Annotated in this window: 15 protein-coding genes, 1 tRNA gene and 1 pseudogene; 10 read left to right on the forward strand and 7 right to left on the reverse strand. The window is 51.1% G+C overall.

The features are described 5' to 3' along the window. Positions 1–51: 51 nt before the first annotated feature. The 10 genes and pseudogenes from ACN0YR_RS20610 to ACN0YR_RS20655 form a co-directional block, all read left to right on the forward strand. Positions 52–1,332 carry a hypothetical protein gene (locus ACN0YR_RS20610; RefSeq protein ID WP_417851106.1) on the forward strand — a complete coding sequence of 427 codons (1,281 nt, stop codon included), beginning with the start codon at positions 52–54 and terminating at the stop codon, positions 1,330–1,332. A gap of 2 nt (positions 1,333–1,334) precedes the next feature. Then, the gene (locus tag ACN0YR_RS20615) at positions 1,335–1,748 is read left to right on the forward strand and encodes a hypothetical protein (RefSeq protein WP_417851107.1); all 414 of its coding nucleotides are present in this window, start codon (positions 1,335–1,337) and stop codon (positions 1,746–1,748) included. 36 nt (positions 1,749–1,784) lie between these two features. Continuing rightward, the gene (locus ACN0YR_RS20620; protein WP_417851108.1) at positions 1,785–2,462 is read left to right on the forward strand and encodes a hypothetical protein; all 678 of its coding nucleotides are present in this window, start codon (positions 1,785–1,787) and stop codon (positions 2,460–2,462) included. A gap of 3 nt (positions 2,463–2,465) precedes the next feature. Further along, complete coding sequence (locus ACN0YR_RS20625; protein ID WP_417851109.1) at positions 2,466–2,705, forward strand: hypothetical protein; 240 nt, start codon at positions 2,466–2,468, stop codon at positions 2,703–2,705. A 66-nt stretch (positions 2,706–2,771) separates the two neighbouring features. Further along, the gene (locus tag ACN0YR_RS20630; RefSeq protein ID WP_417851110.1) at positions 2,772–3,011 is read left to right on the forward strand and encodes a hypothetical protein; all 240 of its coding nucleotides are present in this window, start codon (positions 2,772–2,774) and stop codon (positions 3,009–3,011) included. Between the two features lie 71 nt (positions 3,012–3,082). After that, complete coding sequence (locus tag ACN0YR_RS20635; RefSeq protein ID WP_417851111.1) at positions 3,083–3,805, forward strand: bifunctional DNA primase/polymerase; 723 nt, start codon at positions 3,083–3,085, stop codon at positions 3,803–3,805. 2 nt (positions 3,806–3,807) lie between these two features. Then, positions 3,808–4,059, forward strand: coding sequence for a hypothetical protein (locus ACN0YR_RS20640; protein WP_417851112.1), 252 nt, complete (start codon positions 3,808–3,810; stop codon positions 4,057–4,059). After that, entirely contained in the window at positions 4,056–4,295 is a 240-nt protein-coding gene (locus tag ACN0YR_RS20645; RefSeq protein WP_417851113.1) for a hypothetical protein, read from the forward strand. The genes ACN0YR_RS20640 and ACN0YR_RS20645 overlap by 4 nt, the downstream gene beginning before the upstream one ends. A gap of 234 nt (positions 4,296–4,529) precedes the next feature. After that, entirely contained in the window at positions 4,530–4,757 is a 228-nt protein-coding gene (locus ACN0YR_RS20650) for a hypothetical protein (protein ID WP_417851114.1), read from the forward strand. Positions 4,758–4,799: 42 nt separating this feature from the next. Further along, a pseudogene (locus ACN0YR_RS20655) lies at positions 4,800–5,876 on the forward strand (recombinase family protein); the annotation flags it as partial. 619 nt (positions 5,877–6,495) lie between these two features. Here ACN0YR_RS20655 and ACN0YR_RS20660 read toward each other — a convergent pair. From ACN0YR_RS20660 to ACN0YR_RS20690, 7 genes are all read right to left on the reverse strand, one after another. Then, positions 6,496–6,568, reverse strand: a tRNA-Asn gene (locus tag ACN0YR_RS20660). Between the two features lie 225 nt (positions 6,569–6,793). Then, positions 6,794–7,684: a hypothetical protein gene (locus tag ACN0YR_RS20665; RefSeq protein ID WP_417851115.1), complete on the reverse strand. Its 891-nt coding sequence runs from the start codon at positions 7,682–7,684 to the stop codon at positions 6,794–6,796. A 237-nt stretch (positions 7,685–7,921) separates the two neighbouring features. Continuing rightward, positions 7,922–8,353, reverse strand: a complete 432-nt coding sequence (gene rbfA / locus ACN0YR_RS20670) for a 30S ribosome-binding factor RbfA (RefSeq protein ID WP_417851116.1) — start codon at positions 8,351–8,353, stop codon at positions 7,922–7,924. A 135-nt stretch (positions 8,354–8,488) separates the two neighbouring features. Next, positions 8,489–11,368 carry a translation initiation factor IF-2 gene (gene infB, locus ACN0YR_RS20675; protein ID WP_417851117.1) on the reverse strand — a complete coding sequence of 960 codons (2,880 nt, stop codon included), beginning with the start codon at positions 11,366–11,368 and terminating at the stop codon, positions 8,489–8,491. Between the two features lie 233 nt (positions 11,369–11,601). Continuing rightward, positions 11,602–13,140: a transcription termination factor NusA gene (nusA, locus tag ACN0YR_RS20680; RefSeq protein ID WP_417851118.1), complete on the reverse strand. Its 1,539-nt coding sequence runs from the start codon at positions 13,138–13,140 to the stop codon at positions 11,602–11,604. A gap of 383 nt (positions 13,141–13,523) precedes the next feature. Beyond that, positions 13,524–14,861, reverse strand: a complete 1,338-nt coding sequence (locus ACN0YR_RS20685) for a YbaY family lipoprotein (RefSeq protein WP_417851119.1) — start codon at positions 14,859–14,861, stop codon at positions 13,524–13,526. A 110-nt stretch (positions 14,862–14,971) separates the two neighbouring features. Then, a complete protein-coding gene (locus ACN0YR_RS20690; RefSeq protein WP_417851120.1) occupies positions 14,972–15,961 on the reverse strand; it encodes a PstS family phosphate ABC transporter substrate-binding protein in 990 nt (329 codons plus the stop codon). Between the last annotated feature and the right edge of the window lie 565 nt (positions 15,962–16,526).

The raw sequence follows: 16,526 nt of genomic DNA on the forward strand, positions 1-16,526 counted from the left end.
TTTGGGCATGCGTGCTGCTTTCGGCACTGTCAATTTTAGTTCGAGGATGCAATGAACAACAGTGTGTTGATCTGCGGCAAAACGGGTTCGAGCAAGTCGAATACGGTTCTAGCGAACATCGAAGATGAGCAAGTCGTCGTTTTGGACATTCAGAAACGTAGTACGGCGTGGCGTGGCTTCTGCCTGAAAGGAGGCGTCTACGAGGATCTCGATTCGCAGCGAGGTCTACCGCTAAAAATCGACTTTCAGAATTCACTTGATCGAGAGGACTTACTCGAAGCGCTCCTTGATCGACGTGGTTCGACAATTGACCTGCATCCACAACTTGAAACAGTAACAGACTACTTCTTTCAACTCTGCCAGGGAGACATGCGGACGTGTCAACGGATTTTCCGAAGAGGTGACGAGTTTCTTGAGGCATTGGAACGAGCAGACAGAGACGTCCGTGAATGGTGGGCGAGCCAACCGGGTGGTGTGGCTTGGGAACGAATCACAGCACCCACCGAGCGACTCACAAGAATACTCACGAAACCAGCAATCGCGAGCAGAATCAGCAATGACGACTCCTTCCTTGATGTTCTCCGTTCAGGACAGAGTTACTTCGTCGATGGGGGCGACGTGATCACCGAGGCTGAGGTGAGGTTCATTCTCAAGCTGAGGCTGAAAACGATCATTCGATACATGAAACAAGGCGGAAGCCCTCTAACTGTTGTTCTCGAAGAATCAGAGGCAGCAGGGCTAATCACTCCGCAGGTTGTGAATGCGCTCCTCACGATGAGAAAGAGAAATTTACGATTTGTCATCGTGTGTCAGGAGGCGAGCTGGGGGGACGAACGATTAACGGAAGCAGTCCTCCAAAACACTCAGCACGTATGGCACGCTCAGGGTGGAGAGATTACGGCGAGAACAGCAGCAGCGGATCTTTTGCCGATGCTGAACCCACGAGCAATCAAAGAGATTCAGGAGCGGTTCGTGGCGATCGGCGATCAGCAATTCATTGAAACCCGGAATATCTATTTCAGCTTGGAAGAACAGCAAAAGAGGATGATGCAATGGCTGCTCAATTTACAGCGAGGTCAAGCTTTTTCGAGGAGTGGATCTCAAGTCAGATTTCTTCAAATTCCAGAGATACATGTGTCCGAACGCCAGCCGACAGTATTACCCCGTTTGAATTGGGACGAGCCAGAAAGAAATTCGTCCGACAACTCCTCGACGTCCACGCAGCCACGATCACGCAAGCAGGGTCGCTCTGTTTCCGATCGTATGAAGGAGCTATTCGGTGGTTCGCGAGAGAAGCAAAGCGAAAAACGGGATGGAGACCACGATGCGTAGGAATGTGGCAGAAGGAGAATGGCCGTCCGGCAAAAGTCTTTTGCAACTACCGACCACGTTACCCGGAGCATGAAGCAATGCTCACTCAGGAATTGCTCGACTGGAACATTCCGATCTTTGACTGGAGGCGATCGATTCTAACAGACTCAGAATTGAAGCCAGACGCCCAATACAAGGAATTGATGATCGAGTACGACACGGGAACAGAGTCTCGACGCCAGGTCACGAAGCAAGCAAGTCGCTACCACAAGAAAGATGTCCTTGTCGTATGGGTTTTTCAATCCGCGACACGGTTTGGTTGGGTGCAGGGAAAGAACACTCTCGTCAAGCTCGCCGGGTCGAGCGAAGTGTACTCCACTGACGGCAATCGCACGTCCGTCGATGGGGTTTGCCAGATGATTAAGTCTGGTCAGTAACTCGTGCGGTTTCCTATCAGACGAAAGAGGTGACTTATGCTCCAAGAATTGTCGCCAGCTCAAACGATGCTGGCGCACTTTATCGACCCTCGTATCACTTCGATCCGAAGTGCCCACCTGCACAGGAAGGCGGAGGAACGAGCAGAGCAGACCTTCGGGGTCATTAAGACGGTGACTGATCTACCGATTCAGAAGCCAGTCTATCGGAATGCCGAGCAGTTCTCTGAGGAATTGGTTAGCCAACTCTTCGGGGAACGTGTCGGACGACTCGACTATGTGAACGGTCAGATTGTCGCTCACTGGTTCGAGAAACATCGAAAGCGTGGACTCATGCAACATGACTGGCGGCTCGAACGTCACGAACACACGCTGACAAGGACACGTTTCAAGCACTTGCCTTACACAGGCTGTATGCCGAGACGTGCGCAAGAAATCCATGACGCTATCTGTTCAGTGCCTGCACTGATGAGGTCGTGTCGGGTGTTGGAAGGAACCGTCGTAGGACTCAAGGAAGATGTTGTCGAGCGGTGGAAGGAGGACACGGCTTTCAAAGTGGCTTTGGATAACGCGAAACAACGTGTTGGCGAAGCAGCGCAAGGAGTGCGTCGTGGGGTGGAGAGGTTCGCCGAGTCGGTTCGATCTCTGCCCGTATTTTTAGGAGACCCCATCATCGTGGTGGGTTCCGATCTCGCTATCTACGGTTGGTTGGAGTAAGTGATGTACGACGAACGGTTACGAAAACTTGAGTTGCTCCCCGCAATGGAGCAACAGAAAGCAGAGCTGATGGTACAGGGTGTCTTAGACTCGATTGACGTTGATCCTCAGGGCATTTTGCAGATGGCTCTGAATCAAGCGGCACACGTCGAGATGAAGATGACTTGCACTCGTGACGCCTTGATTATCGAGATGGTGAAAGAGGCAACACCACAGCCACAACGGCGTGGCTTCTTCGGCTAGATGTGGCTAACCGCCACTACGGTTAGAACGCCCATCTGGGCATCCTATCCATTCCCCTCTCTCAACATGAAGTTACTTAAACGCAAACCACGATACTTTGTCGAACGCATTCGATCGAATGTGAAAGCTTCGCTGTACTGGAAGCTGGAAGGCAAAAAATACGTGCTGTATGTAGACCTTGCTTTTCGGAGCAAGTGGAATTGGAAGTCCCTCGGGAGCTTCCGATTTGCCGACCTCAAGGATGTAAGAATGGCCTGTCAAGACTGCTCGTTGGTCTTCAACACCGGCATTCTCGGAGAGCGATAACAACAGAACGCTGTAGTGGCAGCGTTCAATACTTTTGACTCCTGTTTCGATCACGCCAAAGTTTCAAAGAAATGAGCAAAACATCATATGCAGCGGCGAAGCAGTTTCTGAAGTCCGGGATTTCAGTTACGGCAGGCAATGGCAAAATTCCAGCATTGTCCCCAATCCCCTATCGCTCTCGCTATGCCACCGATACTGAGCTTCGGGATTGGTTTCTCAGGAATGATTACACCCTCATGCTTGTGTGCGGGCACCTTAGCGATCTGACAGTGCTTGATGCGGACAGTGTTGCTGCCGAAACATTTATCGCGGAGCACGCATGGACAAGCCAGATTGCACAAACGCCCTCAGGCGGCAAGCACTACTATTTTCGATTCGCAGACGTCCGAAATCATGTCAATGTTAATGGGATCAGGATGGACGTACGTTCCGAAGGCGGTGTGGTAGTCGCTCCACCATCGGCTGGCTATCGATGGATTATGAAAGGTGCCAGAGGGACGTTGCTCGACGTGCTACCCCAACCCCAACCTGTTCAACGCTACAAGGCCCCTGAACTCCCGGATGATGCGTTGATCGATCGAACGAGAAAATATTTAGCAAAACTCCCCCCAGCGATTGCTGGTCAAGGTGGACACCGGATCTGCTACCGCGCCGCATGTGTTGTTGCAGATCGCATTGGCCACCTAACCATCGAACAGATGATCCATGTCATGCAAGAGTGGAACTCTCGCTGTGAACCTGAATGGAGTCACAAAGAACTAGAGCATAAGCTCAATGATGCCCTAAGGAGGTGAGAATGATTCCGTTTTTGTTGTTTCTAGGATTAGTGGCTGGTGTGATCGGTCTGGTTGTCTCTCTCGAACTGTTGGAGAAACAGAAGCAGCACTACGAGCAGCAGATCAGAGAGATCAAGCAGCAGATCAACATCGCTGTTATCAGAACTCCGAACTGTCTTTGTGGAACACCAGCCACGCAGCAGTTCGAGCTGGAAGACAAGACCTATTTCGCCTGTAATAAATGCCTTGCTACTCAATTGGAGAACGTATGAAAACCGTGATTGCAATTCACAACGTCGGAACTGGAACCTGCTCATTCAGCGGAAAGAAGGGCGAAGGGGCGACTGTCTCCTTTGCCAACGGAATGTTTCGTGAGCAGTTTCTTAGTTGGGTGTCCCTCAAGAAGCTCGCCGTGCTCACTGGAAATCAGCTGAGCGAGCGACAGCCTGACAACCGACCGCAGGATGCCTCGGCTGGGAACGCTTCCACGATGAGTAACCCAAAGTAAGCCCGCTCGACTTCGATTCGTACAGTCTTCTGATTGTCTCGCGTGAAACGATCGTCATCGGATGACCGTCCATTTCTCGCGACGAAGTCTGTAACTTTTTAAATTCCGCTGTTCAATTTTCGCTGGGAGCGATCGAGCCAGACGGCTCTCGCATGCGTCGTGTTTCGACGTGTTTGATTGCGAAAATCAACGTGTCCAACAAGTAGCGATCTAGTTCGCAACGAGTCCTGGCACATGATTAAATCGAAAAATCACCATGGTGAACCCTCGCGCCATGAACAGAACATTGACCGGAAGAAGTCCTCAGCGAAGGTATTTCTTCAGTACGATTCGGAGTTGGCGACCAATGTCAACCATCCCCTGGCAGACATCGACCCGTGTAATCGAGCTAAGCAACGGGTAAATGTTATCGCAGCGATTCTTGCGCGACTTGCGGCCAGTCGTTCGGTCTCGGACACCTAGACTGGTACAATTGAGATCGCCAAGCTCTGAGGGAGAAACCGAATGGCCAGAACCAAGACAAAATCCAAAACGAAGCAACCCATCCGTATTGCGGGCTATGTTCGAGTTTCGTCTCAGCGGCAGGCGACGGAAGGTGACAGCCTGGTTGCTCAGCAGAACGAAATTCAGCAGGAAGTTGACTTCCGGATTCGTCGCGAGAACTGGGAAATCGATTCCGTTGAATTCTACGTTGACGCCGGTCGTTCAGCGAAAGATCAAAACCGCCCACAGCTTCGGCGACTAAAACGCGACATCGCGAATGGCAAGGTCGATGTCGTTATCTGCTTTAAACTCGATCGCATCACACGCAGTCTCAAGGACTTTGTCGACCTTTGGGAGCTGTTCGAAGATCATGATGTCGACGTGATTTCGCTACGCGAGAAATTCGACACATCGATGCCAACGGGTGAAGCCATGATTCAGCTCATCATGGTCTTTGCTCAGCTGGAACGCAAAATGACCGCTGAGCGAACCGTTTCGATCATGCGGGATCGTGCAGAACGTGGCTTGTGGAACGGCGGGCATGTTCTTGGTTATCAGTGCGACGATGGCCAATTACAGATTGACGAAGAGGGAGCAGCAATCGTTCGAATGATCTTCGACGGATTCGAAGAACTTGGATCAGCCTCCGCCGTGACGCGAAAGCTGAGTGACGCTGGGATTCGATATCCCACGTACAAGACACGAAGCGACAAAGTTCGTGGCGGGAACCTCTTTGCAAAGAGAAAAGTCATCGGCATTCTTCGAAATGCTGTCTACATTGGTCGATTGTCGTGGGGGGATGTTGTTGTCGAAGACTGCCACTCCCCCATCATCACGAAGGAGCAATTCGAACGTGTTCAGACAAAACTGGCAACAACATGCCGGCGATACACGAACAACTTGAAGGCAAACGGTCGACAGTATCTGCTTTCTGGTCTACTGCGTTGCTCCTGTGGTGCTCACATGGTCGGATTTTCTGCACGAGGGCGAAACCGGACGTATTTCTATTACCAATGCACCCGCCAAAGTCACGAAGCTGGCCCCTACTCGTGCTCAGCCCCAAGGATTCCTGCTGAAGCGTTAGAAGCGGCGGTCATCGGTCGCATCCGTGAAATTGGTCAGCACGTCGAGGCCAGAGAGAAAATCGTTGATAGGGCTGTCGAGTGTCTTTCAGGGGAATCGGAGCGATTGAAAGAGGCGGAAGAAGTCGTCCGCCGCCAGCAACTGAAGGTAAAGGCGGATATTGGACGACTGGTGGAGGTTCTCAAGAGTATTGGTGTGAAGGGCTTACAAAGTGTGGAGCACGAGCTTCGCCAGCTGGAACGCGACGAGAAAGAGCTGACGAAGAAGCTGAAGCAAATTCAAAGCGAACAGGCCCCCGCCGAACGAATCAGTGCCGACGCAAAAGCGTTCCTAGAATCATGGGAAGATGTTGGCGACCTGTTGGACGCAGCCACTCCTGAGGAACAAACCCAGATCCTGAGACACTACGTCGAAGTGCTGGAGCTTCACCCGGAAACAAAGAATGGCCGCAAAGGGACCTACATCCTGAAATTGTTCCCGGAAGTGTGTCCAGATCGCGGATTTGAATGGCTGGACGACGTCGATGGACCCGAAATGCCCGATCCGCCAACAAAAAACGGGACTGACGCCGAATCTGGCGACAATCCCGATTTGTTAACAGAGTCCGCTCTGGTTTGTATGAGCGAACAAAAAGCTCCCCGACGAGGACTCGAACCTCGAACCTACGGATTAACAGTCCGGCGCTCTACCAATTGAGCTATCGGGGAAGGTGTGCGAAAATTTAGGAGAATGAGGGAAGGCTTGCAACCCTACAATTGTGACTTTCTTACTCTCGGTTCTGACTTCGGCAAATTGTGGTCGGACTTGCAAACTGAATCGGCATATTTCGCTGTTGTGGTTTCAAAAGTTTCCGTGTTGGGGAGCGATTGTGGCTTTAAACTCAGCGCGCCTCAAGACAGAACCTGATCACCAATCTGAAAGTGCTTCAGTGATCACTTCTTTTTCTTTGAAGTGGTTTTCTTCTTGGCTGGTTTCTTCTTTTTTACCACTTTTTTGGCTGACGATTTAGTCGCCGTTTTCTTTTCAGCGGCAGCCGAACGTGATGATGATTTCTTGGCGGGCTTTTTCTTGCTGACTTTGGTCGTCGGTTTCTTCGGAGGCTTCCTCTTCACCGGGTTTTTGATGAGTTCGGCGAGCCTTTTTCCGGCGTCGAGCGGTGAAATTTCTTCATCAATTTCTTTATACAACTCGAAACCCGGTTGGAGCTTGGGATCGGTTGCGGCACACTTCAACAGGTAGCAGAATAGCTGACCTTCAGTTTTTTTCAGGCCTGCTTTGATAGCGTCGGCAGCCTGTTCCTCAGTGTCGACCGGGTCGGCAAGAGCAAGCCATTTCAGAACATGGGACATGGTCTCGTCGATCGGCAAAACATGAGCACCCAGAGCGTTCTGAACAGTGTAGTCGCGCATGAACGTGGAGAGATGCGAGATCGACATGAGCTCTTTGTTCGCAGCCTCTTGTGTTTTGCGTTTCAGCACTTCAATATCGAAGGCATAATATGTTTCGAAGACGTACTGTAGAACCTCGCGGATTCGAAGTGCCTTCCAGTTTGCGTCGTTGATGTCCCCGAGGACTTCTTCGATTTCGAGAACTGAGCTGACTCGGATTTCGTTGAGATCGAAAAATCCATCCAGCAGTCTGGCATGGGCTGCTTCCGCTTGTTCGTAGCTTGAATCTTCAAGGCACGCTGAAAAAAGCAGTGTTTCAAAGACGGACCGTTCCTGTTTTGGAGGAGAGCCTTTGTAATGCTTCTTCAACTCCGTAACCAGTTTTTTGCAGATTTTTTGTTTCTCAGCAGCTTTCAGCGAATTGCTGGCAGGCATGGATGCCTCCCGATTCTTGGGTCGAAATTTCAGGAACTGATCCGTTAGCTTATGTGTGACCTCTCAGGGATGGTGAGGATCGCGCGTTTCATTGGCTTTCGGATAGGTACAGTTGGTTCAGCAAAAAATGATATTCTGCAACGTAGGGTGAATCTCTCCGCAGGTCTGTGAATCACTTCGGGGCTTACACTAATTCAGGGGCAACAGGAGGTTAGTTGAAATGAGTCGCCAAGATGATCAATCAGTTGACTCTTGTTCAAGCTCATTTTGGGAACTCTCCTCGTCATCCTCTTTGGGAACGAGATCTTCGTTGTCGGCGTCCAGATCTTCGTCGTAGATCTCTCTTAACTTCTTTGAGACTTCGATGCTCTTCTTGATTCCCTGGTCGGAGATGAAGCTGAGGATGGGAGTCAGTCGTAATTGAAGTTGGTCTGCGATTTTTGACTGCAGCCATCCACGAGCAGCATTGAGTCCCTGAAGCGAAAGTCGTTCCGCTTTTTCATCACCGAGGATGCTGACGTAAATCTTGGCTGTTCGGAGATCTGAAGGGACTTCAACGTGTAGAACGGTTACATTTTTGACGCGAGGGTCTCGCAGTTCAATCACGATTGCAGAACTGACAACCTGTCGAATCGCCTCAGCAACCTTTGCAGTTCTACGAGTTTTCATACGTATCATTCAGGAGTTGAAGGAAAAATGAGAGAGTTGAGATGAGTGATACGGGCCGTTGTGGAAATTGTCTGAGTTTGACACGCTCGACCTTAGTCGCAAGCCAGAGTCAGACGAATCTCCACGCGAGCATTCTTACTCATCCAAGCTTCGTTTTCTCTCTTCAATACGATAGGCCTCGAGCAAATCACCTTCCTTGACGTCGTTGAAACCATCCAGGCGAATTCCACACTCGAAACCTTCTCGAACTTCTTTGGCGTCATCCTTTTCTCGTTTCAAGGATGCAATTCCATAGTTGTTCAAGATCGTCTGATCTCGAATGACGTGGACGCGGTTATTCCTGTCGATAGTTCCGTTCAAGACACGGCAACCTGCAACTGTTCCAGTTCGGCTGATCGAGAAGGTTCGCAGGACCAGGGCTCGGCCGGTTTGCACTTCGACCCGCTCTGGTTTAAGCATCCCTTCCATCGCCTGTCGAATATCATCTGTCACATTGTAGATGATTTTGTAACGACGAATTTGTACGCCTTCTTGCGAAGCAAGTGCCTCTGCACGGTCTTCCGCAATCACATGAAACGCGATGACGATCGCCCCTGATGAGGCTGCAAGGTAGACATCACTTTCGTTGACGCCACCGACACCTTCATGAAGGATCTTCAGCTTGACTTCATCGTGTTCGAATTTTTCCAATTCATGGCGAATGGCTTCGATCGAACCTGGTGTATCTGCCTTCAGAATGAGAGGGAGATCCTGGATCGATCCATCGCGGTGAGCGAAGAATGTCTCCAGAGACATTGGTCCACCACGATTTGCCAAAACGGCTGCTCGTCCGCGATCTTCACGTGTTTCAGCAATCTCGCGGGCTTCATCGATATCGTCCATGACGAAAAAGCGTGAGCCAGCGTTAGGAACAGTGCTTAGGCCTGCGATTCGAACAGGAGTCGACGGGCCGGCAACTGTGAGTTCCCGATCTTTGTCGTCGTACATTGCACGAACACGACCGTATGCCTGTCCGCAACTGACAATATCGCCAATCTTGAGGATTCCTCGACGAACGATCGACCACGCAATTGGGCCTCGACCTTCGTCCATGAACGATTCGAGACACGCTCCCTCGGCGGGAATGTCTTCAGCTGTTTTGTATTCCTGCAGTTCAGCAGTCAGTAAGAGAGTCTCAAGGAGATCGTCCACTCCGGTTCCATTCAGGGCGGAGACGCGGACCACTTCAACATCGCCTCCCCATTCCGATGGGAGAATGCCGTGCTGGGAGAGGTCTGTGAGCACTTTCTGTTCGTTGATGTCCGGAAGGTCACACTTGTTGAGTGCGACAATGATCGGAACACCAGCTGCTTTGGCATGGCTGATACATTCCACAGTTTGTGGCATGACACCATCGTTCGCTGCAACAACAAGGACAATCATGTCCGTGACGTTTGCTCCACGAGCACGCATTTCACCAAAGGCTGCGTGACCTGGAGTATCAACGAATGTTAATTTGTTGCCGTTGTGCGAAACTTGATACGCAGCAATGTGCTGCGTGATTCCACCTGCCTCGGAGTCCACCACGTTCGTAGTCCGGATTCGGTCGACGAGTGTTGTTTTTCCGTGGTCGACGTGTCCCAGGACAGTGATGATCGGTGGGCGCGGAACCAATTCGACGTTGAAATCTTCGTCCCGACGATCGAGCCGGTCCAGCAGAGTATCTTCGAAATCTGCTTCGTGCTCGATTTCCAGATCAACACCGAGTTCCATGGCAATTTCTAAAGCCATGTCATCTTCGAGTGGATCGTTGATCGTTACCATTTCGCCATGTTTGAACATGACCGTGATCAAATCACGGGCTGGCCGCCCCATCGCTTCTGACAAAGTTCGGACTGTCATTGGCGACATGACAACCGCTTCGGTCTTTCGCTCAATGGGATTGTTTCGGCGATTTCGTTTATTGGTCTTAACGATGACGTGATCGTCTTCGTCACCGCCTCGACGTTTCCGTTTCGAACGACGGCTTTTTCGAGCTTCCTCAAGGCTGAGGCCTCTTGAACCAGATTTGCCTCGGCGGGCGTCTCCTGATTCTTCCTCAGACTTTTTGCGAGTATCGTCCCGGTTCTTTTTGAGAATGTCCGCAAGCTTGTTCTTTTTGAGAACATCGCCAGTCAGGGCCACGTCTGGTTTTAAGACAGGGCCTTCTTCTTTTTTCTTGGGTGTTGGCGGCTTGTAGTTCGGAGTGGAGGCAAGGGCCGGAAGAGCTGGACCTTTTTTCTTGTCTTTTCGCGGTTGGCGATGTCGCATCGATCCCTGGGGACGCATTTCGCGCATTCCGGAACCGGTCGAAGACCCGCCTGTGGGATCGATGTAGTCAGACCGGCTCATTGCCGGTGTACCTGGCTCGATTTGTTTCTCAGTCGGTTCGGATTCAGAATCAGGTTCGTCTGATTTCGCTGTCGGAGCAACAGGCGGCTCGGTGGGAGTCGCCGGCTCGATATGCTCAGCGATCGCTGGCTCAACTTCAATTTCTGAAGGAGCCTCTACAACTTGGGGCATTCCGGATGGAACCTCTTCAACTGCTGGTGATGTGGTCTCGACGCTCTCTTCTTGTTGCTCACTCGAAGTTTCGACAACTTCTTCTGGAGCGGATTCCTGGAGCGGAGTTGCATCCTGGGTTTCGGTGACAAGAGGTTCATCTTTCGCGTCCACAGCTTTTTCTTTGCGTGGTGCGCGTCGCTGTTCAACTTTAGATGCTAAAGGGCCGCCTCCCGCCAAATCTCGAATTTGACGAGTGACGCCAGATGCGTCTTCACGAACAGGTACGGAAATATCAACTTCCTGATGAGTTGTCGGAGCGACCGTCCCGGACTTCAGTCTTTTCAGATGGTCCAATACGAGATCGCGTTCAGCAGGCGAAATACTCGCCAATGCAGAATTCTTGACCGACAAACCGGCGTCATTGCAATGCTGAATCAGTTCTTTGCTGTCGAGCCCCAGCTCCTTCGCCAGTGCGAAGATACGGATCTTCAATCGACACCCCCCGTGAAATTTAAAACTCGGCCTGAATTGGCCAACTGTGCTCTATAATTTGCTAGCTTTGTGATTTTGCTCTAACAAAACCTGAACAATGGATCGTAAATCGTGTTTATCACTACGATTTCAATAGTATTGTCAGGACTGATGAATTGTTAGGGCTGATCAGTCAATCACTGAATTCGAGACTACCGTTCTTGCCGGGAGTTCATTGAATGCAGTGTGCTGATTTATGACTCACTCTCCGGTTGTAATTCGTCTTGCTGGTCTTCTGCCCCGGAGTCTGCAACGACATCATCTTTGGGTGCATCACTTTGGGATGCACCGTTTGCTGCGACGTGATCGGCAGAGGCCTGTATGGCTGCCTTCTCTTCAGTCGAATTGACTGAGGCCGCAACCTCTCCAGTTGCAACTTCTGCTTCAGCTTCTGGCTGTGCTTCTTCTTTGACTTCTGTATCTGCTACTTCAGGTTTTGATTCGTTTTCTGCCTGCGGAGCAGCCTGAGCTGTCTCCTCTGGGAGGGACGTTCCCGTCATTGCGTCCAGTGCGGCAGCTTCTTTTTCGACACGGCGTGCTTCACGTTCGAGCATCTTTCGGCGCTCTGTCTCATGTTCTTCACGCTCGGCTTCCGTCTCTGCCTGCTCGACGATTCTGTCACACTCTTCAGCAGTGTAGCCACTCAGTTCTTGCAGGTGGTCTGGTTCAATGACGGACAGGTCGTCAAAGCTGAAGAATCCTTGTGACACTAACGACTCAGCGAGGTCATCAGTAATCCCCTGGATTTGACCGAAAGCTGCGACGGACCGTTCGAGTTGTTCGTCCAACTCGTCTTGGGTCATGACTTCAATGTCCCAGCCGACTAGCTTCGAAGCGAGTCGAACATTCTGACCTTTTTTGCCAATGGCCAGTGAGAGTTGGTCGTCGCGGACGAGCACGATCACCCGGCCGAGCATTGGGCACAAGATCACATCCTCAACTTCTGCCGGTTGCATGGCATTGGGGATGAGGACTTGCAGTGAATCGTTCCAGCGGACGATATCAATGCGTTCGCCGTCGAGTTCATCGACGATCGTTTTGATACGCGAACCACGTACACCAACACAAGCTCCGACGGCATCAATATTTGTGTCGTAACAGGAGACTGCAACTTTTGATCGATAACCAGCTTCACGAGCAAGTGAGCGAACTTCGATGACCCGGTCGGAAACTTCTGGGATTTCAACTTCAAACAGTCGGCGGACCAGATCTGGATGGGTTCGGGACATCACGACTTTGACGCGACTTCCCGCTTTGCGGACATCGAGAACGACAGCTCGAACCCGGTCTCCCACGCGGTGTGACTCACCGGGGATCTGTTCGCTTTTGGGGAGAATCGCTTCGATTTTACCGAGGTTGACTGAAGTGACACCGTGGTCGCTTCGAGTGACAACTCCGTTGACGAGGTGAGATCGCAATTCCAGATACTCGTCGTAAACGGAATCGCGTTCCGCTTCGCGAATTTTCTGGATCATCACCTGCTTCGCAGTTTGAGCTGCGATGCGTCCCAGAAGCTGGCCAAGCTCGTCAGAATCGAGTGGCGTTTGATCTATTTCAGCGGAGACTTCACCAGTTTTGCGGTCGATGTGGACAGCGATTTCGCATTCTTCGCCGTAGTGCTTTCGCGCAGCCGACAAAATCGCGGCCTCAATGCCGGTGAAAACAATTTCTTTCTCGATGCTCTTATCACGATGGATGGCGTCGACTATACGTAGGACCTCAGTGCCATTCATGCTCGGTTGCTGCCATCAGGATGAAAAAAAAGAGTGGGCGTTCGTCCACTCTGGACAAATGTCCCACTCGCCGTGATCCACCAGAGACGCTATGCCCTCAATAAGTCATTGCAACGATCGCAATCACTTACAGATGCCGAGCACCGGTCGTTTTGAACGCCAATGCCTACATGGGCAGCCTCTCTTCTTCACCGGGGTCTCCCGGCTAGGAACGATTAATTCCGACGTAATTCGTAACTTCAGTAAGGCAAGATATGTCTCCAGCCCTCAAAAGTCAACAATCGTTGGGCTTGAGATCACCACAAATGCTGTATTCAAAAGGAAAAGCGGAAGAAGGGACCCCTTCTTCCGCTTTGATCGATTTCATCAAAAAACTCGCTGGATTAGCGAATTCCGACAGCATCTTGGAACTCGCGAGCTAGTTCGCGACGAATTCCGCCTTGGGCGTCGTATCGACCGAGCCAGTAATCCTGTTCGGCAGGACTTGGGTCACGACCGACGAGGTATCTGTGGATTTGAGTGATGTATGTCACTTTGTCACGACCACAGCGGTTGAAAAACTGATTGTGCCCTAAAAGTTCCAGTTGAACCTGCTTCAGGGTGTATCCCCGCTGCAAGGCATCCAGCCAGACTGTCAGCTCTCGATCTGAAGGTGGGCGTCCCAGGTACTCGTTGAACCATTTGACAATGGTCGCAATTTGAGCGTCCTGATCGATTTGTGTCGGAGTGTCGTACTCTGGACGGACCGTCTCGAGTCTCATCGCGACCGGGCGACCATCTCCGTAGCCTTGGTTGTTAACTGTGTAAGTTTGAAGGGTTTTGAAAGCGGAACGCCCTTTGTCGAAGACCTGTGCGGACAACACGTATTCCCCACGATGGGAAATCTGGGAAGGGTCGTATTCCAGCACGAAAGGGATGCTGCGGAGGTTGGCGTTGTAATTGTTGAGTTCTTTCCGAGCAATCGTCAGTGGAGCGGCTCCTTGTCGGACGATTTCCTGAAGTTCCACAACAACCAGTCCGTTCTGTGGGAACTTTTGGTTTGATTGAAGAGCAATCGATCCCTCGACTTTCGAGAACGACGAATCGAGCTGAACAGTAATGTTCATCAGTGAGTGTGAACGATGGTCTTGAACGAGCATTACGACCATGCCGTTGGAATCGGCGTGTCGCTCGAATTCACGAGACATCTCGTACAAATTGCCATTCACGATCCCGACCTGGTATCCATGGACCGCAACGACGACATCTTTGGGCTCCAGTCCTGCGCGGGCTGCAGCGGAGTTCGCCAAAACTTCATGAATTTGAACACCGATGTCAGTGTCTCGCGACAGGACACCTAAACGCCAGCGGTTTTCCGCGGGGTTTTGTGTCGGTGGAACATAGTTTGTTCCCGGGGTCTGAATTCGCACACGTGACTGGTTGTTGATTTCGTTTTGGTAGACCCCAGGTTTCGGGTTTGGGACAGTGATCCCGTTGACCTTAGGCGTGACAACGGCTGGGCCAAAAGGGTTGTAGATATCCTGAGGCAGGAATGGATCGTTCTGGGAACCCAACGTGTTGATCCCACCTTGCCCAGGCAGGTTTGCAGGGTCAAACTGATTGAACGGCGTTGTTGGGGTTGGGGTTGTTCCCGTTCGAGTTTTGTCGACCGCGTTTGCTGCTGTGACCAAAGTTAGCATCAGGCAACTGGTCACGACAGCCGTGAATGAAATCCGTTTCATTATATTGCTCCACACAGGCTGGTTGTTTGAGGTTGGCTCTCAAGAAAGCCTTCTGAATTGATTAAGGTTTCACAGCGTCTCACTTTTCAGCGAAAAGCTTCAAGGCTTTTTTAGTTGAGTTGTTTTTCGCCAACAGCTTGCAATGAAATGTTTGCAGCTCCAGCTGGGATCGGAAGAAATCCTGAAACGACAACGTCTTGCTGACCACTTTTGCTGAAGACGTACTTAATGAATTCCATCTGCAATGGATTCAGTGGTGTCTTAGGGTTGTGGTTGACGACGAGTTGTAGGCGACGAACAAGCGGGTAGGCAGTATTGTAGACATCAACTGGTGCTTCGCCGGTTCTCCACGAGATCGGAACAAGTTTGACATCTGGGTTGTCGAATGTTGAGCCCGCGAATCCGATGCTTCTGGCATCTTTCGCAATGGCTTCGATCAGCTCCGGATTCGATTCGTTTGAGGTCATGTCAGGCCGGAAGTCCCCTCCTCCAAGAATGGCGGACTGGAAAAAGACCTGTGAACCAGTTGTCGCAGATCGGCCTTGAGGCAAGATTGCGACTTTGGCCCATTCGCCTTCAACACCCACATCGCCCCAGGTTCGAGCGGTTTTCGTTTCACCTCGTTTGAGCGATGTTGAAAAAATTGCGTCGAGCTGTGAAAGACTCAGGCTTTTCACAGGATTGTCTTTGTGGACAAAAATTCCCTGTGGTTCAAGAACTGGAGTCAGGATGGTAGGGACGTAACCAAACTTTGCGTGAAAAGCTTTCACCTCATCTTCTTCAATGGTCCGGCTCAGCAGGCCGAAGTTGGCTGAACCGTCGATTACTGAACCGACTGCGTTTTCTGAACTCTTCACCTGGATGTCAATTTCAACATCTGGGTACATTCGTCGAAAGCTCTCGCCCCAAATGGCAGCGACGTTCGACATTGAGTTTGAGCCAATCAGAGTCAGCTTTCCCTTCACGCCGGATACGCGTCCATAAGAATTCAGAGTCGGATCAACCGGGCTTTGAGCGACGGGGGTTTCCCCCATTGAGTTCGAAACGGTCGTTAGCAAAACCGCCACGCATAGCAAGCTCTTTGCTGTAAGCAACTTCATATTAGTTCCCTCCTGGGTCAATGACTGCGGTTCACTGTGGGTGAGTTGAAGTGATACCGAAGTTCTTTCAAGAGCCCCATCCATTGGGGTTCTTGGGCGCATCAGCCAATTCTGCCGGAGTATAGCGCGGTTCACAGAATCAACTCAAGATGAATCTGAAACATGGTTTGAGGTAGTCTCAAGGATGAGCTTCCCCTTGTAGATGCGTTCTTTGAAACTCATCTCAGCCGAAGACGCGATGTGCAGAAAGAGTGTGAATGCGGTGGAATAAGTGCTCGCTTTTGAGAAGCTGGGTGACTTTCAATCGCCAAGATTTTCGAACAGCTGAATGTACTGTGCCTGCTGCAACTCTGTGCGAGAAATGATCTGGTGCGGTAGGTGCGAATTTGACGACGCAACCTGACTGACTGCTCTCTGGTTTACTGCGTGTGCAGCCTGTTGAGCGGAGGCAAACTGGGAGAAACTCTAGAGCAGTTTGCTCTAGCGTTTGCCCGTGAAGAACGCATTTCTCTAGAACCGGTCCTAAAACGCTTTGAGGATAGTGAACATGCAGCCGAGTTGCCAG

It is taken from the genome of Thalassoglobus sp. (genome assembly GCF_048270125.1).
Lineage (GTDB): Bacteria > Planctomycetota > Planctomycetia > Planctomycetales > Planctomycetaceae > Thalassoglobus.

What these genes read in the sequence shown, in the direction of transcription:
- ACN0YR_RS20610 (WP_417851106.1), top strand. Translation starts at nt 52, where the DNA reads ATGAACAACAGTGTGTTGATCTGCGGCAAAACGGGTTCGAGCAAGTCG.
- ACN0YR_RS20615 (WP_417851107.1), top strand. Translation starts at nt 1,335, where the DNA reads ATGTGGCAGAAGGAGAATGGCCGTCCGGCAAAAGTCTTTTGCAACTAC.
- ACN0YR_RS20620 (WP_417851108.1), top strand. Translation starts at nt 1,785, where the DNA reads ATGCTCCAAGAATTGTCGCCAGCTCAAACGATGCTGGCGCACTTTATC.
- ACN0YR_RS20625 (WP_417851109.1), top strand. Translation starts at nt 2,466, where the DNA reads ATGTACGACGAACGGTTACGAAAACTTGAGTTGCTCCCCGCAATGGAG.
- ACN0YR_RS20630 (WP_417851110.1), top strand. Translation starts at nt 2,772, where the DNA reads ATGAAGTTACTTAAACGCAAACCACGATACTTTGTCGAACGCATTCGA.
- ACN0YR_RS20635 (WP_417851111.1), top strand. Translation starts at nt 3,083, where the DNA reads ATGAGCAAAACATCATATGCAGCGGCGAAGCAGTTTCTGAAGTCCGGG.
- ACN0YR_RS20640 (WP_417851112.1), top strand. Translation starts at nt 3,808, where the DNA reads ATGATTCCGTTTTTGTTGTTTCTAGGATTAGTGGCTGGTGTGATCGGT.
- ACN0YR_RS20645 (WP_417851113.1), top strand. Translation starts at nt 4,056, where the DNA reads ATGAAAACCGTGATTGCAATTCACAACGTCGGAACTGGAACCTGCTCA.
- ACN0YR_RS20650 (WP_417851114.1), top strand. Translation starts at nt 4,530, where the DNA reads ATGATTAAATCGAAAAATCACCATGGTGAACCCTCGCGCCATGAACAG.
- ACN0YR_RS20665 (WP_417851115.1), bottom strand. Translation starts at nt 7,684, where the DNA reads ATGCCTGCCAGCAATTCGCTGAAAGCTGCTGAGAAACAAAAAATCTGC.
- rbfA (WP_417851116.1), bottom strand. Translation starts at nt 8,353, where the DNA reads ATGAAAACTCGTAGAACTGCAAAGGTTGCTGAGGCGATTCGACAGGTT.
- nusA (WP_417851118.1), bottom strand. Translation starts at nt 13,140, where the DNA reads ATGAATGGCACTGAGGTCCTACGTATAGTCGACGCCATCCATCGTGAT.
- ACN0YR_RS20685 (WP_417851119.1), bottom strand. Translation starts at nt 14,861, where the DNA reads ATGAAACGGATTTCATTCACGGCTGTCGTGACCAGTTGCCTGATGCTA.
- ACN0YR_RS20690 (WP_417851120.1), bottom strand. Translation starts at nt 15,961, where the DNA reads ATGAAGTTGCTTACAGCAAAGAGCTTGCTATGCGTGGCGGTTTTGCTA.